We start from the raw sequence: 22,437 nt of genomic DNA on the forward strand, positions 1-22,437 counted from the left end.
ATGGCAGTAAAAGAAGATATACACAATGGCATTGTTGAAGGCTTGGTTGAGCCACAATCAACAACTCCTAGAGTAAAGTCTACTGGGGCAATAAACCAGCTAGGCCAACCAATATGGATAATAAAAGATAGGTCAACTGACGAGTTAATGAACTTACACTTTAGCAGTATTGATGAGCGAAATTTAATTTGGGTTCAAAAAATGATACTTCATGACTTTCCTTATCAGGATGGGTATAACACATTGAGCTATGCGCACAGCACAATGAGGAAGCATAAAAATGGAATTGAAAAACTGCTTACTCAACTTAATAAGAAGGAAGGACCCAAGAAACTATTAAATAATTGGACAATGAAAGATGTAACTTCTTGTATTAAGGATACGGCGATTGATGATGGAGTATTAATGTCCAATGGAACAGTGAGGTTATTACTGGAGGCACTTAAAACAAGCTATTCGATGCGTCACAAACAGGACGGAATTGAACTCTCTATTCCCAACGTTATCTTAGTGAGGGTAATGACACCTATACTTGAAAACTTTGACTTGACATACTCGCAGTGGGAAAGAGGAGAAAGTTTTGGCATGGTACCAATGCCGGTCGCTACACTGATGCTAGCTGATGCTATTAAACTGATACGCAGTGAAAAATGTCAATTACTGCAATGCTATTTCACATCCTTCAAAGATAAAGAAATATCCTTAGCAATCATAAACGGAACAGCCCACAAAAAATCAATATTCAAAGATAATATTTCTGGTTTCATAAAGTTTAACCCTAAAAGTGCTCATAATAAATCCCACCAAAAACGACTGGAATTTGTAAAAAAAATACATGCTATTAACCCTGAACTCACTGATTTTCCGTTTAAGTCATTTAGCCAAATAAATGATTGCGTAGAAGAAATACACGGAGCATGCATAGCTATACTGCTATCAGTTACATTGATGCGTATTAGTGAGTGTCATAGCGTCGGATCTGACTGGATGGAAGCTATTGAATATCTAGATGTCAATGGAGAATGGGATGTAGATGCAATACTTAAATCTAAAATCATTAAGACAGGCGGAGGCATTGTTGCTAAAAGAGGTTTATCACCCCTTGGAGTTGAAGTAATTAAATTAATCAACACTCTATCATGGGTTGATAAAGAAGCACTAGGGTTAAAGCTTTTTGTTCCGACATATAAAGGTAATTGGACAAAAAAAAACATACCTGGCAATATTAAGAGAGCCTTTAGTAAAGTCACTTTACGGAAAAGACTAAAATCATATTACCATAAGTTTATAGCGCGCTCTCATAAATCTGTTGCTGAGACTTACCCTGATATTATTCCTCATAACTTACGTCACCTGAAAATGGCATTCGGCTTGCGTAAGTTCGATGGTAATCTTGAAGCTACAATCAGGCAGGAAATGCGTCACAACAACCCTCATACACAAGCCTATTCTCTAAACAAACTAAACGAAGTGGAATCAGCACAAGTGAGAAGAGATTTTGTAAGTGAAGTGGTAAAGCGCATATTAATTAACGACCAGGAAGATAAGTGGGTTGGCCCATCAATCAAGAAAGTAAGAAAGCTTGCTAAAAAACTTTTAGGTGATAGAGATATTAAAATGCTATCCCTAGTGGAATTAGCAGAGTTTCATGAGGAAATTAACGAAAACGTACACACCATGATGTTCCACAGCTACGGAGCCTGTATTGTGCTAAACGACGAAATAAAGGTAGCTCAATGCAGTATTAAGGACAACATAGTGATGGCGGGGTCTGCGACCTCAAGTAAATGTCAAATATGCACTAATTTTTGCGTTAATAATAAGTCTCACGAACACAATATGCTAACAAATAAAGCGAGATGGCAAGACACCGCAGATTGTGAAATCATTGCTTCTTTCCCTATTGTGGCCGAAGCCAAGAAAATGGTACAACACATTGAAAAGTTAGAGGCTGAACTGGTGGCGAGCGATGAGTGATTTCTTTAAACAATTTGAAAAAGAACAACCAAAGGTTGAGGAAGTAGAGGCTGAAATCAAAGAATACCCTGATTGGGTTCTTCACGCCAAAAGCCCTGATAAGACCATGATTATGTTTGATGTAGTGGTAGACCTATATGAAAAGGCAAAGGATAAAATTAAAAGAAGGGACTACGAACATACTAGGGAGGTCACGCTTTCAAACGCACAGGTCATTAAAGCCACCCCCTTTCTTGAATCGCGTTCTGCGTTAAAGAACCACCAGGGCATTGTCGGTTGGATCAAACTTAAAAATGAAGACTTAGCAAAGCGACTTCTTGACGCTAAAGCAAAAGGTAAGGGAGTATCCACAGCAAGAAAAACCAAGGATATGCTTCGGGCTGAGCGTGATGAATACATAGGTAAGCATACAGCTAAAACACAAATTGAGATGGAACACCTAATTCAAAGTGACATGCTAGTCTCACACGCAGACTCAATTCGAGTAAATGCTGAGCAAAAGAAAACTATCAATGAACTACATAAAGAAATAGCTGAAATTAAGCATGCCAACAAATCTCTACAAGAAGAAGTTAGAACCCTACAAGAGAAACTTTTCAAAGATCAAAAGCCTCTTGTTCTAAAAGTTAAGAAGTGAACTTATATCAACCTAGTAAGCCTGTTCATGGACTTATTCACGTTTTTTGACATAAGTCCAGCCAATGTTAGTGTGAACCTAATTTACAATATATGTCGACCAAACTTTAATCGAAAAATTAAAAGAGAAAAAACAATGAGTTCTGTTGGGAAAAATCAAAACATCCAGAAATGGAATGACTGGAAAGGAAATATGACCGATCAGCAATACGTGCAGATGGTTCATGACAATAAACTGAGTCGAAAAGTTATTGCAGAAGCATGTGGTTTCTCTAAATCTGCTCTCAGACAAAATCCTACGATAGCAAAGGAACTTGCTGAGCTTGAAAATGATCTAAGAAACCGGCTTATTCTGCCACCTTTAACACCCAAAGGTGAAGATGAATCACGAACACCCAAAGCAATACAAAAAGAATCAATGAAGGCCGCTAGGGAACAGTCCAGAGTTCCCGAACTAGAACAGCGCATACTAGAGCTTGAAGCAGAAAATAAAGCCCTAAAGGGGAAGTTGGGACGCTTTAGCGAATTAAGTGACGTTTTTATGGATATGGAGGAGTTAAGATAATGCAAACGTCCTATAAGGCTGATCTTGTTGTTCGCATTACAAAGGTGTTTAATAATTATAAAAAAAGAGACACGTCAATTAACTTTAGTGCGGTTTCAGTTCATAAGTTACACCATACGGTTCTGAGTAAAATAGATTACTACACAATTAAAGCCCCTAACACTATTTCACCAGAGCCTTGTGAGGGTGAAATATGGGCGATAATAGGTGATGCTAGTTATGAAGAAACTCAAAGTTTTGACGGGAATTACTTCATCAAAAAGCATCATGTAGTGGTTGTTACTGCGGAGATAATTCTTTCCAATAATCCAGTAGGGTTTAAATCGTTTATTGCAGATACCCCTCATTTTGAAGGGATAGGGATAGCAACAGCAGAAAAACTATGGCAAACGTTTGGCGGTGATATATACCAAATTTTAGAGGATAAAAATTTATCAAAATTATTGACTGTAAAGGGTTTAGGTAATGTTTCCGCAGTAAGCTTAATTACGGGCTACGAAAAATTTTCCTATCTGAGGTATTCAAAGTTCTTCACAGAATATGAAATACCGGTGCCAATTCAAAAACGCATCTATAAATTCAAAGGAGTCACCGACGGATCATTAATTGAAAAAGATGGGATTAAATTTGATCCTGATCCATCACTTATGATTACAGAAAACCCTTATTCATTAAGCATTTTTGGAATGACCTTTAATCAAAACGATAGAATAGCCAAAAAACATTTTGGAATTAAAGACGGTGACCCTAGACGATTGATTGCTGCTGTTACTCAATGCTTAAGGAAGCATACGTCTAATGGACATACGATAGCTATTAACAAGCAATTAGTTAAGCCATTAAAAGATATGTTGCGTTGTAATGAGTTGGTAAGTAAAGCACTGGCGGGAGCTTATGATAGGCGAGCATTTATCATTTACCCTGATAGTGGAGTATATCAATTTACCCCCACTTACATTATGGAAAATGTAGTAGAAAAACGTTTCTTAAAATTACACAATAAAGGTGAGACATACAACGAATCAGAAAATGATGCTTGTTCAAGTGCTTTTCAATTAAATTCCTTTGAATTGGAAGAACAACAACGTGAAGCTGTCATAACTTCAGTCAGTTATGCTATCTCATGCATAACTGGTGGAGCGGGTACCGGTAAAACAACAGTCCTTAATACTGTTTTAAATGCTTACGAACAGATGGGCTATAATATCAAAGCTGTAGCATTAAGTGGTCGGGCAGCAATGAGAATGCGACAAAGTATCCAACGACCCTGCTCAACGATTGCCAAATTTTTAAAAGAAGAACCCATTGATGATATTGGTAATAACAAATTTTTATTAGTTATTGATGAAAGCTCTATGATTGATTTACCGACCATATTTAAAATGGTCATACATATAGACCCCGAAGTAAGAATATTATTTGTTGGAGATCCTAATCAATTACCTCCTATTGGTGCAGGGAATATATTAGCTGACATAGTGCAATCAAGAATCATAAATAACACTGAATTAAATATTGTGAAGCGCCAAGGCGCAAGCTCTGGCATTCCTGAATATTCAAAGTTAATCAATCAAGGAATTGTTCCCAGTAAATTAACAACTGGTTCCATAACGTTTCATGAAACAGAATTTGAAGGTGTGGTAGATGCATGCGTAAAACTTTACAAACAAGCACCGTCAGACAGCCGTATAGTGGCTCCGACTAACGCCCTTGTTGATAAAATTAATGAGGAATGTCAAAAAGTATTAAACCCAGACGGCAAACAACTAGCATTTGAGATTGACGGGCAACACTTTTTTGATCGATTTTATCTAGATGATCCTGTTTTGTTTACACAAAATAACTATGACGCAGGTGTGCAGAACGGTTCGTTGGGTAAATTGATTTCCGTTGAGCAAACGGATGGACAGCTTGGTATAGTGCAGATGGATGATTTCGAAAATGAAGAAGACAAATTCGTACCATTGACACAAATATTACTTCAGTCTGTAAAGGCAGGATATGCTATTACGCTCCACAAGGCACAAGGTTCGCAATTTCCAAAGGTTATCATCGCTTTGTCGGCTGGTAGAAACTTAGATAGAGCATGGCTCTATACAGCCATTACAAGAGCTGAATCTGAAATTCATATTGTAGGAACAAGAGATAAACTGCTTAGCGCTATTAAAAATCAAAGTAATGCCAGTAAGCGGCAAACCTATCTAAAAGAGCTTTTAAAAAGTAAATAATGATAGGGGGCCACCTCCTGTAAACACCACTCTAAAACCGTAACCTAAACAAAGCTTAACATTAAGTTTGCATTCTTTGGTTGCTTGTTTCATGGGATACACAATAATTATTTGTGACTACGCATAATGTTTGAAATTGACTCTTAATAATCACTAATGCCACTTACTGACCTTATTTAGGTGTTAAAAAAACACCTCAAAAGGACGGCTTTTAGCCAAAAGCGGAAGTTAGCTTTTGAGTTAAAACGGCAGATCAGGGACCCTAAAGTTGTCGTTTTTATATAAAAACTCACATCCATTCACAATTGAGATTGTGCCGAAAATTTTTTCACGGAATTAGATCTCAAATCCCCAAAGCGGACATTGAATCATGCATGTAAGCTTTAAATAAATTTAGAGTATTAAATCTAAGGCGCTTTCGCCCCCCACGCGAGTTAGCGTCTCCTTCAAGCTCAGACTGTGTGAAAACTATTTTGAACTTGCGTAATTCGGAAATAACAACGAAAAAAGGCTCTGTAGATTTAAATCTGTAGTATGTTTGGTGTCAAACTACCTTTGAATTTACGTAGCGTTGCATAAAAATTGTAAGCTGAGAGTTTTCACACAGCTTTAGCTCAAAACAGACACTCACCGTTATTAGCAATAATGACTTAATTGAACGATAAGCAATCGTTTAATATACTTCATTTCACAGATTGTAAAATCATTTAAATTTATAAGTGACTATAGGTATGAAGACAATTGGCAAGCTCGCCAAAGAGTTAGATATAAATGTTGAGACCATAAGGTTTTATGAAAAAAAAGGGCTTATTTCTCAACCAATAAAGCCAGAAAATGGTTATCGTTTATATAGTAGTGCTATTGCAGACAAGCTTAGGTTTATCGCTAAAGCAAAAGCTCTTGGCTTTACATTAAAAGAAATATCCTCATTAATGTCTATGGAAAATAACTGCGCCCAAGTAGAAAGTCTAGGTTTGCAAAAATTAGATATAATTCGAAATAAAATATTTGATTTACAGCGTCTAGAGAGCGTTATTAGTAAAATGACTAATTCATGTAAAACCAATCAAGACCAATACTCTTGCCCTATTATTGACTCATTAAAGTAATTGTTGACTCCGTATCTATATACGGAGTTTATCGTGATTATAAATTACTTAGGAATGATTCTATATGATAAACAAATTACTCGATAAAGTTGGCTCTGGTGGGGTTTGGATAGCAGCTCTTAGTTGTACTGCCTGTTTTCCTGCATTAGGCTCGTTGGCATCAGCACTTGGCTTGGGATTTCTTTCATCTTTTGAAGGCGTTGCAGTAAATACTTTACTACCTATTTTCGCTACCCTTGCGTTACTCGTAAATATATATAATTGGTATCGCAATAAAAACTATTTAAGAGGTGCTTTAAGTATTCTTGGTCCTATAGCTGTTTTACTAACACTATATCCTCTTTGGCAATATGGTTGGAGTACCTATTTATTCTACTTTGGCATAAGTTTAATGGTCGTAATGTCAGTATTAGATATTGTAAAACCTATAAAGGAGCGAATATGCAAAGTGTAAAATTAAACTCAACAATAACTTGTCCTGAGTGTGGTCATAGTAAAACAGAAAAAATGCCAACCAATGCCTGTCAGTGGTTCTATGAATGTGAATCATGCAAAGTATTATTAAAGCCTTTAAAAGGTGATTGCTGCGTTTTCTGTTCTTATGGAACTGTTAAATGCCCACCAATTCAAGAAGGACAAGATTGCTGTAATAGCTAACCATCATAGTCATCCGTCAGATTTGAGCGTACATAAAATAAATCCGTAGCATGCTACTGTAGTAGCTCTAAAGTCTTCCACACTAATAAGAGAAGATGTTCTCTCAAAACAACGAGCCTGTAACAGGTTTAGTTAAAATGTCTTTTCATCTTTGAAAGTATTTCTAATTGTTTTTTGAGTCTCTACATATTTCGTCTACGAACTCAAATTCCAGTGTTGTATGTTCAAGATGAAAAGGGCTAAGTCGTGTCGATATTTCATGCTTTATTTCAATATATTCTTGTTTATCAAAATAATGATTCAACACTAAATGAGCAGTAAGTACATGCCTTTCACCATCAAGGGACCACAAATGGAAATGATGAATATCTTCAATAAACTTCAATGTTGATAATTCAATTTTTATTTTTTCTTGAATGGCTTGCTCTGGTGTTGCCTGTAAAAACAGACGTATTGCAGTGCGGAGGTTTTTTAATACATTAAAAAGAATAAATAAGGTAAATCCGATTGAAAGTATCGGATCAAGTATTGGGAGTTCGATAAACATTAGGACGATAGCAACAATGAATACGGCTACCCAACCTAAAACGTCTTCCAATAAATGCCAATTAAGTACACGTTCGTTTAATGTTTTCCCGTCACTTAATTTGAAAGCAGCATAACCATTAACAGTCACCCCTAATATCGCTAACCATAACATGCCTTGAGCATCAGGCATCTCTGGCGATAACAATCGAGGGAATGAAATAGTTAATACCCAAATTGATCCAGCGATTAAGACAACACCATTAATAAGTGCGCCTAATAAAGAGAAACGATGGTAGCCGTAACTAAACATTTCATCATGGCTTTTCTTGCTGAGTTTATTTAATCCCCATGCGAGACCGATGGATATACTATCTCCTAAATCGTGAACCGCATCCGCCATTATTGCGGTGCTGTTGGTTAACCAGCCGCCAATAAATTCGATAATAGTAAAACAAACATTTAATATAAATGCCCAGCCAATACGACTTGAAGACATATCTTTAGAAATATGATTGTGTCCATGGCTAGTTGAGTGTTGATGTAAATTGTCGGACATTACTTTCTCCTATAAATTGATATCCCGTAGTGAATACCTACGGGATATAGCGTTAAAGCAAACAGTTACATTTACTTTAACCAAGCAGAACTACCTTCTCATTTCTTCAATTCGACCTTTAGAAAACCAACCATAAAGTACGGGAAGGACAAATAAAGTAAGGAACGTTGCTGTAACCAAACCACCAACAATTACCGTGGCTAATGGTCGTTGTATCTCAGAGCCTACACCGCTTGACATGATAATAGGAATCAAACCAAGGGCGGAAGTAATCGCTGTCATCAGTACAGGGCGAAGCCTTGATACAGCGCCTTCGTAAACGGCTTTGGAAATACTTTCCGTACCTGTTTGAATGCGTAAATTAATCGCTTCAACCATAACCACACCATTAAGAACAGCAACACCAAATAAGGTAATAAAACCAATCGAGCTAGGTACAGATAGGTATTGACCAGAAATATATAAGGCGACAACCCCACCAATCATAGCTAAAGGTAAATTAACGAGGATGAGCATGGCTTGACCAACACTGGCAAAAGCAAAATATAATAAGAGCGCTATCATGGCAATAGAAAGTGGTACAACGATAGAGAGTCTTTGTTGTGCCCTTTGTTGATTTTCAAATTGCCCACCGATATCAACGGAATACCCGGGAGGTAAATCAACCTTACTCTCAATTGCTTCTCGAATATCTTTTACGACACTACCCATGTCTCGCCCTTGTACATTGGCTTGAATAACGACGCGTCGCTGAACATCATCTCGACGTACCTGAGGAGGGCCAGATTCAATGGCAATATCGGCAACATCACCTAGCCGTACCCATGCACCTGTTGGGGCTTGTAGTCGTAAATCAGCAATAGTTTGTTGCTGATTTCTAAACTCTTTGGCTATTCGCAGGTAAATGTCATAACGCTCATTTCCATTAATGACTTGTCCTACTTCGTGGCCACCAATACCATTACGCACTAATCTCATCACATCACCAACCGATAAACCGTATCGAGATAATTGACGACGGTTTGGTCTAACGACTAACTGAGATTCACCTGCTATTGGCTCCATAGCGACATCCCTTGCACCATCAACACCTTGAATAGCATTAACTATAGCCTGGCCTTGCTGAGCAAGGATATCGAGATCAGCACCAAATAGTTTTATGGCTAACTGCGCTTTAACACCAGAAAGTAATTCATCTACTCTTGTTGCTATCGGTTGAGAAAAATTCAGTAGTAAACCTGGAAATTGCTCAAGCTTTACTTCCATCAAACCTTGAAGTTCATGGCGTGTTTTAGCACTGGTCCACTCTACAACTGGTTTGAGACCAATATAGATTTCAATGTTACTGACCGGCTCTGGATCGCCACCAATTTCTGCTCGGCCAATACGACTGGTAGCATAAATTACTTCAGGAAATTCAAGTAATATTTTTTCCAATTTAGGTGAAACTGAAAGGGCAGTCGCTAAACTGGTTGAAGGGGCCATGGTTACCCGTAAATTAATAGTGCCTTCTTCAAGCTCTGGCACAAATTCAGTGCCTAAATTTGGCACTAAAAATAACATACCAACAAGCAAGGCTCCAGACCCGATAAGAACTACTTTTTTGGCGTTCATCGCTTTTGTTAAACTACTGCGGTAAAGCTTTTCTAGCACACTAACGAAAGGGCTGGTTCGTGCTTTAAAACCTCGTTGAAACAGGTAACTGGCTAACGCAGGTACAACAATGAGTGATACCGCTAAAGACGCCACCATAGCAATCATAATACTAATCGCCATGGGTTGAAATAGTTTGCCTTCAACGCCTTCTAAGCTAAACAAAGGCGCAAAAACCACCATAATAATGGTTACTGCAAAAAATACAGGCTTAGCGACTTCTCTAGCGGCAATTTGTATACGCAAACTTACATCGATATCTTTTTCGACATCAAAAGGGTTCTCACTGTCATGCGTTCCTTCATGACGACGGTCTGGCTGACTGAGATGTTTGAAAATATTTTCCATCATCACCACCGCACCATCTACCATCATCCCTATAGCGACCGCTAAACCACCCAGTGACATTAAATTCGCAGACAAGCCATTGTAAGCCATAATCATTAATGCCATACCAACAGAAAGCGGGATAGAAATAAGTACCAGTAAAACTGCGCGGATATTCAGTAAGAAAAGCACCAGCACAATAACAATAAAGACAAAAGCCAAAATCAATGCCTGCGAAACTGTACTGACGGCTTTTTCAATGAGGTCTGCTTGATCATAAATAGGTTCAAACGTCACTCCTTTTGGTAGGGCTTGTTGGATGAGCGGTATTCTGTCTTTTATGCCATCAATGGCAACTTTGGTATTTGCGCCCATACGTTTCAAAACAATACCCGATACAACTTCACCTAGAAATTTGCTTCCGTTAGCACCGACACGTTTTGTCATCGTGACCGCGCCTTGTCTAATTTCGCTTCCAAACTCAACAGTTGCCACATCAGCAAGATAAACAACAGTACCTTCAATTGTTTTAACAGGAATTTGTTTTAGTTCTTCAATACCTTTTTCATCACTACTTAACCAACCAACGCCTCTAATAATAAGTTGCTCTTGGCCTCTATCCATATACCAGCCACCCGCATTGTCATTATTATCATCCAATGCATTAGCAATATCTTCTTGGGTCAATTGGTAAGCCAGTAAACGTGAAGGATTAATATTCACTTGATATTGTTTAACATTTCCACCAAAGGCTAAGACATCCGTTACTCCGTCTACTGGCATTAATAATAATTTAACCACCCAATCATTTAGACTTCGAAGTGACGTACTGTCATAACCAGAATCTTCATCAGCGAGTAGTAAATATTGATATACCTGCCCCAAACCAGAGGTGTTTGGACCAATTTCAGGTGTTCCAACACCTTCAGGTATTAATTCTTTTGCTGATTGCAATCGCTCAAAAACCAATTGACGAGCAAAATAAATATCAGTGCCTTCCTTGAAGACAACCGTAATACCAGACAAACCTGTTTTGGAAATAGAGCGTACTTCTTCAACATCAGGTAAGGCATACATTACCGCTTCGATAGGAAAGGTAATGAGTTGTTCTACTTCTTCTGAAGCCAAACCTGGGGCTTCAGTATTTATGGCTACTTGCACGTTGGTCACATCTGGAAATGCATCCAAATTCAAACGAGGAATAGTAAAAAAGGCCGAAGCCGTTAACGCAATCAAGGCAAGTATCACCAATAATCGGTTAGCGACAGACCAGTCAATCAAACGATTTAACATGTGTTAGTTCTCCAATTATCAATAAATTAATGGTTATGTGCGTCAAAACTGCCTTTGGCAATTTCCGCGGCAACATAAAAAGCGCCAGTTGTGACAATTTTAGAGCCTGCTGGTAAACCATGAATTTCACGCAATTTTCCCAGTTGTCGTCCCAATTCAATTTCGACGCCTTTAAATTCACCATTTTCTTCAACAAAGACCATCCAATCACCATCACTACCACGCATTAATGCTTCTTCAGGCACAGTCAGAACTTTTTTGTCTGTTTCAAGGGCAAAATAGATATCAGCAAATAAACCGGGATGAAGCTTATGACCGTCATTTTGAACCTGTAAACGTATAATGCGTGTGCGAGTTACTGGGTCTATGGTATGAGCTTTTTGAGTGACCGTAGCTATGTATGTATTGTTACCTACATTTACTTGCGCCTTTGAATTTTCAGGTAAGTCCAATTCCATTGATGGAGCTAAACGTGCTTCAACCCATAACGTATCCTCATCAGCCAGATCAAATAAAGTACCGCCGGATTCTATGCGTTGTCCTTGACGGAAATTATCAGATAATACCGCGCCAGAAGTCTCTGCGTTTAGGGTGTATTGTCCAAGTTTTTTAGTGTTGGTAGCCAAAGAGGTAATAGCGTCAGCAGATAAGCCAAACGCATATAATCGTCCTAAGTCAGCCTCAAAATCGGTCTGAGCTTCTATAAAGCGTTTATCACCTACCGCTTTTCGACCAAGTTTTTGAACCCTTTTCCATTCTGAATCAGCGAGCCTATAGCTGGCTTGTGCTTCAGCCATTGACTCACTAAATAGGGTGACTAACGGTTGATTGATTTCAACATGATCACCTAAAGCAACATGGCGTTTTAGTATCACCGAATCTACTCTTGGCGAGACTAAATAACTGGTATAGTCATTCGCTTTTATCTCTCCTTGAGCATAAATACTGTAAGCCATCGCCTGAGGCTCTAGTACGGTTATGTTAATTTCAGCTAAATTTAATTGTTCCTTTGAAAGTTTAACTCCCGCACCTTCTTCTTCGTGTTCATTTTTACCTTCATGTCCATGCCCATCGTCTTTTTCTTCTTCGTGCTCATTTTTACCTTCATGTCCATGCCCATCGTCTTTTTCTTCTTCGTGCTCATTTTTACCTTCATGCCCATGCCCGTCGTTTTTTTCTTCTTTGTGTTCATTTTTAGCTTCATGTCCATGTCCATCATCTTTTTCTTCAACATGCTTTTCGGCTTTTTCAGATGATTGAACATTTGCAAATGTCGCAGTAGTTATGGTTGTTATCCCACAAAAAAGTGCGGCCAGCGTTATTAATTTAATTTGCTTATTCATATATTTTTTCCAAAATTGGTTCATTGACTATTATTTGATTCTTGATAATGCCTTTAATATTCAAAGCTGAGATAATTGCAGAGTCGCGGCCTTAATTTGGCCTACCTGTAATAGCCAGTCTATTTGGCTTAATTGAAATTGACTTTGTAATTCAATACCAGCATTAAGACCTTCAGCACGTTGTTGTAATGCAAGTAAATATTCGGTAGTACTTACATCACCGCTTTGCCATTGCTTTTGCAGTAAATCGCCACTACGTTTTCCTCTTCCATCCATCAATTGTTGCCAACGTTGATAGTTTTTTTGATAAGTGATTAAGGTGTCAGTGCTTGATTGGATAGCAAATCTCTGTTTGCGCATAACGGAGCGAAAATTTGCTTCAGCAGCTATTGCTTGTTGATTCGCAGCTCTTGCTTGTGCTGAATAATTGTTACGGATATTCAAAGGCATTGAAAAAGTTACGCCTAACACGTTTTCCCTATCATTTTTTCCTGCGTTAAAACCTATAGTTGGGTCAGCTTTAGTTTCTAACAAAGCTAGTTGAGCATCACTTCTAGTTATTTGCCACTGTGCTTTTGCCGCTAAGACTAAGGGATGTTGTTCAAGCCATTGAGGTGAAAGTTGATAATTAGTGATAGTTAAACCTTGCGCAGGTATAACCTCTTTATCTGGCGTCCAATCTCGCAATAGCTCTTTGGTTTGGGCTTCGGCTTGTTTTAATTGAACTTGTACCTTTGCGGTAACATTCAACATTTGGGATAAACTTAAAAAAGTAAGTTCGGCATCTACTTGCCCTAGATCTCCTGCTTTTTGACGGTCTTTAACGATATCAAGTAAGGTTTCTAACTGCTTTTCTTGCTCTTGGGCAATAACCGCTTGTTTTTTAGCTGCTTGCCAAGTAATTAACGCTTGTAAAGCTTGCGCTGTCTTTTCTTGAACAAGAAAGTCAAAGTGTTTGCTTGCTTGGGTTAAACTAAAGTTAGCTTGTTGCTCTTTCGTTTCTCGCTTATCCCACCAATCAATCGTTTGATTAATACCAATAGAATAATTATTAGCGTCACCTTCTCGTTCATAACCTGTCTCTAATTCAGGATTATAAAGTGGTTGCTTGTTTCCTTCAGCATTTGAAAAAACAGCATTCATTTCTTCTTTGGCGGCAATAATATCGGGATGTTTGTTTATTTGCATCGATAACCAAGATGTCGATGTTGTTTGTGCATTTACGCTTTGTATATTAATTAAAATAGCCAAAGACATACTGACGCATAGCACAGCGCCAATATTTTTTTGAAAAAATATTTTCATAAATTAAACTCATATTTATTTAAATAGTGTTAACTAACGACAGTGAAATCGTAGTAGACACGAATATAAAGATGCTCAGCTAAACTGAGCTATTCTAATAGAGTTAACTTATAGGGGGGATTATTGGGTTATCGTGAGGAGGGCTTGAATATTGAAATAAATACCCATACTGATGTCCTATTTGATTTGGACGCTCAGTAAAGGTTTGAGCTTGAACGAGCCACTGAATATGAGATCCATGGCAATGACCACAATGATGACAATCTTTAGCATTATGTTCATTGTCTGTTGGTAATTCTTTGTCAGCTACAAAGCGATCAGATTCATGTGAATGTTCAATTTGGATATGCTGAATATCAATTTCATGAATTTCTTGTGAATTTGCAATAGCTACAAATGATTGTAATACAATCAAAATGACTAAAGTAAAATTCAAAAGCACATTTTTCACAGCAAAGACCTTTAAGGATACATAACACAAATTTATTGAGAAGGTATTTAGAAAATAATTAAATTTAAGAATATTCAAAATAACCGCACAACAATAACATCTATAGTAGCTATAGAGTCAAGAAATATTTTCAGAATTAGCTAGATAACCCTTTTTTCATTTTATAATGATTATTTAATTAGTTTTCTAATGCTTTCTACATTTTTATTGATTAGATGTCGAATGACATTTTTATATAGCCAATTTTTAATGCCAGACAAATTAGTGCCATATTTCTCATAGAATTCATCTGGGGTGTTAAAAATACCAAAGTCATCATGTATACCTTCTTTTTGAATAAAGGTATCTTTGCCTGACCATTCCACTTGTGGATCTAATAAACACTTTGTTGCAATACCATATCCGCAAAAATTATTTTTCACATTTTTAAACTTAGATTGAATAGATTTTAGATACGAGTCATCAATAATAAAGCCTTCTAGATTGATCCAATTATCTTCAAAAAACACTTCAACCCAGCTATGAATAATGAATTCTGGAGCAAGCCACATAATGTAATTGGGTATAGCACCTTTTTGTAAGCTTTTCTCAATAGTAAATCCGTGAAATCTACAAGGAATATCCAATGCTCTTAATAAAGCCATTAAAAGAGTTCCTTTAGTATTGCATTGACCATACCCTTCAGCTAAAACAAAGCTCGCACTTATATCATCACGATTGTTATATCCAAACTTTATTTCATCTTTAACAAAACTGTAAGCAGCCCCTATTTTTTCAAAATCATCAAGAGAATTCCAGCCTCTATTTTTGATCAAGTCTGTAATTAGAGGGGTATCGTAATCTAGAATATTCGATTTCTTTAAATATATATTTGATTTCATAGGATTCTGCTTTACTAATTCAGTTGCTGGCTAAAACGAGCAATAGTCATTAATATATGCTCGTTATTTATTTTGTTATTAACAGCTTATAGGTCAACACATCAACACTATAATCTCTATAGTAACTATAGGGTCAAGGATGAATTGACAGAATTAGCTAGATAAATATTTTCAATGTTCATTTTAAAACCATTAGTCATCGATTTTTCTAATGCTGTCTACATTTTTGTTGATAACACCCAGTTATAAAAATATTTTTTAATACTTTACTCTATAGCAACTATAGGTATTACAATTGATAATAATTATCATTTGGGCTGTAATATTTAAGGGCCATAGTATGCAATTTTGTTGGAACGTGCGATTAATAAGTCAAAAAAATATAGGAATACAATCATTATTATGTTTAGTGTTGATGGCGATTCTTTTATTTTCGAAGTTGAGTGTAGCTTCAACGGTTGATGAGGTTGCTCAACTACGCCAGATAGCACAGTTGGCAGAATATGTGGGGGTCGATTACGCATCAGCGGTTGATAATGGTCAAGTTATTAACGATGATGAATACCAGGAAATGCTTGAATTCTCTCAATTGATAGTTGATAAAACGTCAAGTGATAATTATGTTATGCACTCTCTCAATGAGAAAGCATCGGCTTTACAAACCGCCATTTCAACTAAACAAAAAGTAGACACTGTCAGGCAATTTGCTTCTGAACTACGAATTTCACTATTGGCTATGATGCCTGAGTTACCTCTCCCTAAAAGATTACTGTCTAAAGACGCGACGTTTTCTTTATTTGAAAATAACTGTGCGAGTTGCCACGGTCTTTCAGGTCAAGGAAATGGTATTTTAGCATCGGGATTAGAGCCTGCTCCTACCGATTTTACCGATAAAAAACGTGCTGAAAACCGTTCACTTTTAGGCTTGTTTGACGCCATATCTAATGGGCTTGATGATACGGCCATGCCTGCATTCACACAATTAAAAGAACAGCAGAAATGGTCCCTTGCATTTTATGTCGGAAGTTTAGCATTTCAATCATCAAGCGAATTCATCAAACCATCACAATCAATTTCATTACAAAACTGGATAAATTATAGTCCATTAAAATTATCTACAGAAACTGAGGGATTAACGAAAAATGAAATTGAAGGGTTAAGAGCCGATCCAAAATTATTGTTTACCAATCAAAGTGGTCCTTTAGCTATAACCAAAACTCAATTAGCTGCCGCAAGCATTGCGTATAAAAATGAAGAGTATGAGAAGGCCAAAACACTTGCTGTGAGTGCTTATCTAGATGGTTTTGAATTAATTGAAAATAGTTTGGATGCACGAGACAAAAATTTACGTAAAAGCATCGAAGGAAACTTGATTAAGCTTCGTCAAGTGTTAAGTAACGCACAACAGGTTAATCAACTTGAAAGCCTTATGGAAATTACTGTGAGGCAACTCAATGACGCGGAAAAACTTCTGACAGAAACCACTTTATCAAATGAGGCTCTTTTTACTGCAAGCTTAGTTATTTTGCTAAGAGAAGGTTTAGAAGCCTTGCTGGTTGTACTGGCTTTGATAACAGTATTAATTCGAACTAAACGTCATGATGCCTTAAAATATGTCCATTTTGGTTGGCTCAGTGCGCTACTAGCTGGTTTTGCTACTTGGGCGGTAGCCCAGTCAATGATCAATATCAGTGGTGCAAGTCGAGAAGTCATGGAAGGTATTGCTGCAATGCTTGCAGCGTTAATGTTGTTCTATGTGGGGATCTGGATGCATAGTAAAACGAATGCTGAACATTGGCAGGCATACATTCAAAAGCACATTAATACACAATTAGAAGCAGGTACACTTTGGGGATTAGCCGTGCTCTCATTTATCGCTGTTTACCGAGAGGTTTTTGAAACGGTTTTATTCTATCAATCACTGTTAACACAAGCCTCAACGACTCAATACTCATTTGTTATCGGTGGATTTTTATTCGGGATAGCTGTGTTATCGATTATTGCATGGGGAATGTTTAAATATTCTGTAAAATTGCCAATTGCTCGTTTCTTTTCAACAACAACATATCTCTTATTAGCACTGTCATTTATATTAATGGGAAAAGCAGTTTCAGCATTACAAGAGGCTGCCGTTATTGGAATTTCTCCATTGCCAATTACTGTAAAGGTTGATTGGATTGGTGTTGGGTCTACTTGGGAAGGCATAATGGCACAGTTAACTATATTGGTTTTATTTGTCGTCTATATGTATAGATCTAGAAAAAAACAAATAATGATTTAAGATCAGCATGGCATCTAAATGCTTTTTGCTACGTCACAGGTAAGTTTTTGTAAAATACCACACTGCTCAATTGTTCCACCATTTGAGCAGGTGTTACTTAAGTCATTTAACTGTTCTTTAAGGCTGTTTAGTTCATTAATACGTTGTTCAACTTGCTGGATATGACTATCGATCATCTTGTTAACTGAGTTGCATTGAATCGAGGGTGAGCTTTGTAACTCAAGCAGTTGACGAATTTCTGATAAGGTTAAATCGAGCGTTCTACATTGTTTAATAAACATCAATTGCTTAAGTGAGGATTTATTATATAAACGAAAATTTCCTTCACTTCGCTCTGGGGATTTCAAGAGTTGTTCTTTTTCATAATAACGGATCGTTTGTACTGAACAATCTGTTAATTTTGCTAGTTCGCCAATTTTCATAATATTAAATTTCTTTGTTGACTCTATAGTTACTATAGGCTTTATACTTTGTAAAAAGGTGTTTAGCAAGGTTTTTTATGTCAAATAAATGTAGTGGCCAATGTGAGTCAGTTGTTACTGATTCTAGTATTAAAGAGTTTAAAAATACTGATGCTTTTGATGGGCGTTTCACCACTGATTATAAAGTGACCCAGATGGATTGTCCCTCTGAAGAGCGACTGATCAGGTTAGCGCTCGACGGTATTGAACCTTCTGTAGGATTAAAATTTGATATTCCTAATCGGTTAGTTAAAGTTTTTCATGATGATAATTTGGATGAAATAACTACGAAGCTTCAATCATTGAATTTAGGTGCTACGTTAGAAATAACCAGAGAAAGTTGCCGTGTTGAAGCAACCCAAGCCAAAGCATCAGCTAAAGAAAATGAAGGGAAAGAAACCATTATTCTTAAGTGGTTACTGATCATTAACGGGTTCATGTTTTTTTGTGAATTCATCGCGGGTTGGATTGCGCAATCCGCAGGGCTAATTGCTGACTCTTTAGATATGTTTGCAGATGCTGCCGTATATGGATTAGCAATATATGCGGTTGGTAAAAGTATTAAGATGAAACTCAAAGCAGCCCACATATCGGGATGGTTACAGGTTCTCCTTGCGTTAGGAGCTTTAAGTGAAGTATTAAGGCGATTTATATATGGAAGTGAACCCGTATCAAATTTAATGATGATTTTTGGTGCACTTGCGTTAATTGCCAATGTTACTTGTTTGTTTTTAATATCCGATAGTAAAGAAAATGGCGCTCATATGAAGGCTAGTTGGATTTTTTCAGCTAATGATGTTATCGCAAATGTTGGCGTTATATTAGCTGGACTACTGGTAACACTGACAGGATCTCGTTATCCAGATCTTGTTATTGGATTAATAATTGCCCTTGTAGTATTAAACGGTGCTCGCCGTATTTTACAGCTTAAATATTGATGGGACTTATCGATGATTAAATCTGTTGATAGTATAAATATTAAAAAGAACAAGAACACATGGTATATGTTCGCTTTGAGTTTATTGATTTTAGATCAGGTGACGAAATATTTTGTTGTTTTACTACTCCCATTACATGGTTCTACAGACGTTTCATACTTTTTTAACATTGTACATTTTCGTAATGAAGGCGCAGCGTTTAGTTTGTTTGCTGATGCTGGAGGGTGGCAGCGTTATTTTTTTGCATGTGTTGCCTCAATTACATCTCTTTGGTTGATTTTTATGATTAACAAAAGCCAGTCAATGAGAGAGTTACTTGGCTTTTCATTTGTTCTAGGGGGAGCTTTAGGGAATTTAAGCGATAGGTTGCTTAGGGGAAATGTAGTCGATTTTTTAGATTTTTATTGGAAAGGTAGCCATTGGCCTGCTTTTAATTTTGCTGATGTAACAATTATTTGTGGTATTTGTTTGTTAATTTCATTAATTGCTCTGCCTAATTCTAAAGTGGTTACAATTACAGAATATCGTGCTAGAGAGCAATGAAGCTATTGCAACCAATCTATTTAAAACCATGCATATCATACATGATAATGATTTTGGTAGCGGTACAATCCGTTCTGTTTTCTTTCGAAGGGCGTTTAGTTGATAGTTATTCTAAAACATCAATAACTAAGTCTGATTCTCTGTCTAATTTTTCAGAAGTTATTGATATCGATTTGATGCATGATTCTGTCGTGGCTGATGATTGCCGTTATTGCTACTCTTGTCACATATTTTTAAATGTAGACTCGCCCTGCAATATTCTACAAACAATAGATTATTTCCCCGCTTTTTCGTTTGTTTCTAGTGAACTAAAAACATACATGTCAGTGCCATTTCGACCTCCTAAATACACCTAGATTTTCACACCTAGATTTTCACACCTAGTCAGAAAGGCCAAACTTTAACGGCCTAAATTACAATATAAATTTACAGGAAAGTATATATGGTACTCAATACATCAGTGTATCGTAAGATAGCAATTAGGAGGTGTGTAACACCTCAGGTTAAATATATTGTTTGTCTTGCTTTATCACTTTTTACAGTCAATGTTTACGCCATTGAAAAGCAACTAAACCTCAAAGATGCTATTCAATGGACACTTAAAAAAAATCCCGAACTAAAAATATTTGAATTCAAACAAAACATGTTAATTGGACGTGAAAGAACAGCAAATTTAACTCCTGCTTATGAACTGGACATTGAAGCTGAAAACTTTGCTGGTTCAGGAAAATTCAATCAGTTTGATAGTGCGGAACTAACTGTCGCTTTGTCTTCAGTTATTGAAATGGGAAATAAGCGCTCGGCGAGAATAGCACTTGTTTCAAGTTCTAGAGCGTTACTCATCGCTGAGAAAGAGGTTGCGGCACTTAACTTAATGGCTCAGGTTACTGAAAAATTTGTTGAGGTGCTTGCAGCTCAACAAAGAGTCTTATTGTCTGAAAATGCACTTGACCTAGCAGAAGAAACGTTAAAAATTGTATCTCAACGCAATCGCGCAGGTGCAACACCGGAGGCTGAAGTGAAACGGTCAAAGGCAGTTATTGCTCAGGCTAACCTAACAGTTCAATCTGAACACAAACGCTTAGAATATTTAAAACTCTCATTAGCAGCCTATTGGGGAGAGACCTCGGTATCCTTCTCTAGAGTGAATGGCGACCTTTATCAGTTTGGTCATGATAGTGATTTCAACAGCCTTTTTGCTCAGTTAGAGAACAACCCTGCTATTCAAATCTATGCTAATGAACAGCGATTAAAAGAGGCCGAAATACGGTTAGCTAAAACTGAGTCTAATGCCAATATTAAATGGTCTGTAGGTGTAAGACGTTCTCAAGAAAGCAATGATACAGCACTAGTAGCAGGTTTTAGCTTGCCCTTATTTGCAGAAAAGCGAAATTCAGGTGCAATTGCAAGTGCGTTAGCTGAACGTGATCAAGTTGTCGTAGATAAAGAGGTAACTAAGCTGAGGTTTAGAAATTATTTACTACGAGCATACTCTAATAGAAAACAAGCAATATTAACTGCCAATGCATTAAGGAAGTCGGTTATTCCAATGCTAGAGGAAGCCCTGGAAGATACTCAATTGGCCTATCAAAAAGGAAGATATGGCTATCTTGATTATGTATCTGCTAGACAAGAATTGTTAAATGCACGACGTACCCTTATTGATGCTGCTTCTGCCGCTCTAATTTATGGGGCAGAAATAGAAAAATTAACAAACGAAGCGCTGTCATTATAAAAAAGGCATCACTTTACGATTAACCATATTTTTTAATTCAGTTATCAACTGATTTGTTTAGGATTTAAAAATGAAAAACTATTTACTCGCACTATTGATTTTTGTTGGGTATTTGTCACCCATTCAAAGTGTTTTCGCTAGCGAAGATGAAGGCGAAGAAGGCATAAGTAAAATTAAAGATAGTATGGCAAAAAGGGTTGGTGTTGAAACAGCCAACCTGTCATCAAAAATATTGAACCAGACCATTCCTGTATACGGCGCTACGACGATAGGCGCTGAACAGTTATTTCAAGTTGGTGCAAGATATAACGGCGTAATAAAGACGATAAATTTCACCGTTGGTGATAACGTAAAAAAAGGCAATTTATTAGCCGTTATTGAATCTAACGAAAGCTTGAATACATATAAAATTACGTCTCCTATTTCTGGGGTAGTTTTACAGCGAAATGGAAACGTTGGCGGTATCACTCAAAACACCAGCTTGTTTGAAATCGTAAATTTTGACACTTTGTGGGCCGAATTTAAGGTTTTTACTAACCAATATAATCAAATCAAAGTCGGTCAACATGTTGACATTATGCATGGCGAGCAAACATTCAACTCAACAATCACCAATATAATTCCATCTAAAGATCAACCTTATGTATTAGCGCGAGTGCGATTAGACAATACAGCGCTAAATCTAACTTCAGGTCAACTCCTAAAGGGAAGTATTAGGGTAAGTCAATTTGAGGTTGATCTAGCCGTCGAAAAAATAGCTCTACAAGAGCTGGGGGGCCGAATAGGTGTATTTGTGAAAGAAGGTGAAGAATATGAATTTACACCGCTTGTGTTAGGTCGTTCAGATAATTACTACATAGAAGTTGTTGATGGTCTTAATAAAAACTCTGAATATGTAAATAAAAACAGTTATCTGATAAAAGCAGATATATTGAAATCTGAAGTAGAAGACGACGATTAGGAGACGTAA

Annotated in this window: 19 protein-coding genes; 12 read left to right on the forward strand and 7 right to left on the reverse strand. The window is 37.0% G+C overall.

Annotation, left to right across the window (positions count from 1 at the left end):
• From B5D82_RS03335 to B5D82_RS20120, 7 genes are all read left to right on the forward strand, one after another.
• Positions 1–1,977, forward strand: coding sequence for a hypothetical protein (locus B5D82_RS03335; protein WP_081149236.1), 1,977 nt, complete (start codon positions 1–3; stop codon positions 1,975–1,977).
• Complete coding sequence (locus tag B5D82_RS03340) at positions 1,970–2,614, forward strand: hypothetical protein (RefSeq protein ID WP_081149237.1); 645 nt, start codon at positions 1,970–1,972, stop codon at positions 2,612–2,614. Before B5D82_RS03335 ends, B5D82_RS03340 begins: the two co-directional genes overlap by 8 nt.
• A 135-nt stretch (positions 2,615–2,749) precedes the next feature.
• Positions 2,750–3,178, forward strand: coding sequence for a VPA1267 family protein (locus B5D82_RS03345; RefSeq protein ID WP_081149239.1), 429 nt, complete (start codon positions 2,750–2,752; stop codon positions 3,176–3,178).
• Positions 3,178–5,406 (forward strand): AAA family ATPase, encoded by a 2,229-nt coding sequence (locus tag B5D82_RS03350; RefSeq protein ID WP_081149240.1) that lies wholly within the window; start codon positions 3,178–3,180, stop codon positions 5,404–5,406. Before B5D82_RS03345 ends, B5D82_RS03350 begins: the two co-directional genes overlap by 1 nt.
• Positions 5,407–6,137: 731 nt before the next feature.
• Positions 6,138–6,515 (forward strand): MerR family transcriptional regulator, encoded by a 378-nt coding sequence (locus tag B5D82_RS03355; RefSeq protein ID WP_081149242.1) that lies wholly within the window; start codon positions 6,138–6,140, stop codon positions 6,513–6,515.
• Between the two features lie 64 nt (positions 6,516–6,579).
• A complete protein-coding gene (gene merC, locus B5D82_RS03360) occupies positions 6,580–6,969 on the forward strand; it encodes an organomercurial transporter MerC (protein WP_081149243.1) in 390 nt (129 codons plus the stop codon).
• The gene (locus B5D82_RS20120) at positions 6,957–7,172 is read left to right on the forward strand and encodes a GDCCVxC domain-containing (seleno)protein (protein ID WP_081149245.1); all 216 of its coding nucleotides are present in this window, start codon (positions 6,957–6,959) and stop codon (positions 7,170–7,172) included. Before merC ends, B5D82_RS20120 begins: the two co-directional genes overlap by 13 nt.
• A 163-nt stretch (positions 7,173–7,335) precedes the next feature.
• Here the strand turns inward: B5D82_RS20120 and B5D82_RS03370 are convergent, their stop codons facing one another.
• The 6 genes from B5D82_RS03370 to B5D82_RS03395 form a co-directional block, all read right to left on the reverse strand.
• Entirely contained in the window at positions 7,336–8,256 is a 921-nt protein-coding gene (locus B5D82_RS03370) for a cation diffusion facilitator family transporter (protein WP_081149246.1), read from the reverse strand.
• 90 nt (positions 8,257–8,346) lie between these two features.
• A complete protein-coding gene (locus B5D82_RS03375; protein WP_081149248.1) occupies positions 8,347–11,529 on the reverse strand; it encodes an efflux RND transporter permease subunit in 3,183 nt (1,060 codons plus the stop codon).
• A gap of 26 nt (positions 11,530–11,555) precedes the next feature.
• The gene (locus B5D82_RS03380; protein ID WP_081149249.1) at positions 11,556–12,872 is read right to left on the reverse strand and encodes an efflux RND transporter periplasmic adaptor subunit; all 1,317 of its coding nucleotides are present in this window, start codon (positions 12,870–12,872) and stop codon (positions 11,556–11,558) included.
• A 60-nt stretch (positions 12,873–12,932) separates the two neighbouring features.
• On the reverse strand, positions 12,933–14,177 hold the full coding sequence (locus B5D82_RS03385; protein WP_024592058.1) for a TolC family protein: 1,245 nt from the start codon (positions 14,175–14,177) through the stop codon (positions 12,933–12,935).
• A 103-nt stretch (positions 14,178–14,280) separates the two neighbouring features.
• Positions 14,281–14,628 (reverse strand): hypothetical protein, encoded by a 348-nt coding sequence (locus B5D82_RS03390; protein WP_024592057.1) that lies wholly within the window; start codon positions 14,626–14,628, stop codon positions 14,281–14,283.
• Between the two features lie 170 nt (positions 14,629–14,798).
• Entirely contained in the window at positions 14,799–15,509 is a 711-nt protein-coding gene (locus B5D82_RS03395) for a transglutaminase-like domain-containing protein (RefSeq protein ID WP_081149251.1), read from the reverse strand.
• 340 nt (positions 15,510–15,849) lie between these two features.
• Here B5D82_RS03395 and B5D82_RS03400 point away from each other — a divergent pair, with 340 nt between their 5' ends.
• The gene (locus B5D82_RS03400; protein WP_081149252.1) at positions 15,850–17,790 is read left to right on the forward strand and encodes an FTR1 family protein; all 1,941 of its coding nucleotides are present in this window, start codon (positions 15,850–15,852) and stop codon (positions 17,788–17,790) included.
• A gap of 14 nt (positions 17,791–17,804) precedes the next feature.
• Here the strand turns inward: B5D82_RS03400 and cadR are convergent, their stop codons facing one another.
• Positions 17,805–18,212 carry a Cd(II)/Pb(II)-responsive transcriptional regulator gene (gene cadR, locus B5D82_RS03405; protein ID WP_081149254.1) on the reverse strand — a complete coding sequence of 136 codons (408 nt, stop codon included), beginning with the start codon at positions 18,210–18,212 and terminating at the stop codon, positions 17,805–17,807.
• 77 nt (positions 18,213–18,289) lie between these two features.
• Here cadR and B5D82_RS03410 point away from each other — a divergent pair, with 77 nt between their 5' ends.
• The 4 genes from B5D82_RS03410 to B5D82_RS03430 all read left to right on the forward strand — a co-directional run bounded on the left by B5D82_RS03410 (position 18,290) and on the right by B5D82_RS03430 (position 22,428).
• Complete coding sequence (locus tag B5D82_RS03410) at positions 18,290–19,189, forward strand: cation efflux transmembrane domain-containing protein (protein ID WP_081149255.1); 900 nt, start codon at positions 18,290–18,292, stop codon at positions 19,187–19,189.
• A 12-nt stretch (positions 19,190–19,201) separates the two neighbouring features.
• Positions 19,202–19,732 carry a signal peptidase II gene (gene lspA, locus B5D82_RS03415; RefSeq protein WP_081149257.1) on the forward strand — a complete coding sequence of 177 codons (531 nt, stop codon included), beginning with the start codon at positions 19,202–19,204 and terminating at the stop codon, positions 19,730–19,732.
• 442 nt (positions 19,733–20,174) lie between these two features.
• Positions 20,175–21,467 (forward strand): TolC family protein, encoded by a 1,293-nt coding sequence (locus B5D82_RS03425; protein WP_081149259.1) that lies wholly within the window; start codon positions 20,175–20,177, stop codon positions 21,465–21,467.
• Positions 21,468–21,537: 70 nt separating this feature from the next.
• Positions 21,538–22,428 (forward strand): efflux RND transporter periplasmic adaptor subunit, encoded by an 891-nt coding sequence (locus B5D82_RS03430; RefSeq protein WP_081149260.1) that lies wholly within the window; start codon positions 21,538–21,540, stop codon positions 22,426–22,428.
• Positions 22,429–22,437: the final 9 nt, after the last annotated feature.

The organism is Cognaticolwellia beringensis (genome assembly GCF_002076895.1).
Taxonomy (GTDB): domain Bacteria; phylum Pseudomonadota; class Gammaproteobacteria; order Enterobacterales; family Alteromonadaceae; genus Cognaticolwellia; species Cognaticolwellia beringensis.

Coding starts and splice junctions, on each gene's coding strand:
- B5D82_RS03335 (WP_081149236.1), top strand. CDS start 1: ATGGCAGTAAAAGAAGATATACACAATGGCATTGTTGAAGGCTTGGTT.
- B5D82_RS03340 (WP_081149237.1), top strand. CDS start 1,970: ATGAGTGATTTCTTTAAACAATTTGAAAAAGAACAACCAAAGGTTGAG.
- B5D82_RS03345 (WP_081149239.1), top strand. CDS start 2,750: ATGAGTTCTGTTGGGAAAAATCAAAACATCCAGAAATGGAATGACTGG.
- B5D82_RS03350 (WP_081149240.1), top strand. CDS start 3,178: ATGCAAACGTCCTATAAGGCTGATCTTGTTGTTCGCATTACAAAGGTG.
- B5D82_RS03355 (WP_081149242.1), top strand. CDS start 6,138: ATGAAGACAATTGGCAAGCTCGCCAAAGAGTTAGATATAAATGTTGAG.
- merC (WP_081149243.1), top strand. CDS start 6,580: ATGATAAACAAATTACTCGATAAAGTTGGCTCTGGTGGGGTTTGGATA.
- B5D82_RS20120 (WP_081149245.1), top strand. CDS start 6,957: ATGCAAAGTGTAAAATTAAACTCAACAATAACTTGTCCTGAGTGTGGT.
- B5D82_RS03370 (WP_081149246.1), bottom strand. CDS start 8,256: ATGTCCGACAATTTACATCAACACTCAACTAGCCATGGACACAATCAT.
- B5D82_RS03375 (WP_081149248.1), bottom strand. CDS start 11,529: ATGTTAAATCGTTTGATTGACTGGTCTGTCGCTAACCGATTATTGGTG.
- B5D82_RS03380 (WP_081149249.1), bottom strand. CDS start 12,872: ATGAATAAGCAAATTAAATTAATAACGCTGGCCGCACTTTTTTGTGGG.
- B5D82_RS03385 (WP_024592058.1), bottom strand. CDS start 14,177: ATGAAAATATTTTTTCAAAAAAATATTGGCGCTGTGCTATGCGTCAGT.
- B5D82_RS03395 (WP_081149251.1), bottom strand. CDS start 15,509: ATGAAATCAAATATATATTTAAAGAAATCGAATATTCTAGATTACGAT.
- B5D82_RS03400 (WP_081149252.1), top strand. CDS start 15,850: ATGCAATTTTGTTGGAACGTGCGATTAATAAGTCAAAAAAATATAGGA.
- cadR (WP_081149254.1), bottom strand. CDS start 18,212: ATGAAAATTGGCGAACTAGCAAAATTAACAGATTGTTCAGTACAAACG.
- B5D82_RS03410 (WP_081149255.1), top strand. CDS start 18,290: ATGTCAAATAAATGTAGTGGCCAATGTGAGTCAGTTGTTACTGATTCT.
- lspA (WP_081149257.1), top strand. CDS start 19,202: ATGATTAAATCTGTTGATAGTATAAATATTAAAAAGAACAAGAACACA.
- B5D82_RS03425 (WP_081149259.1), top strand. CDS start 20,175: ATGGTACTCAATACATCAGTGTATCGTAAGATAGCAATTAGGAGGTGT.
- B5D82_RS03430 (WP_081149260.1), top strand. CDS start 21,538: ATGAAAAACTATTTACTCGCACTATTGATTTTTGTTGGGTATTTGTCA.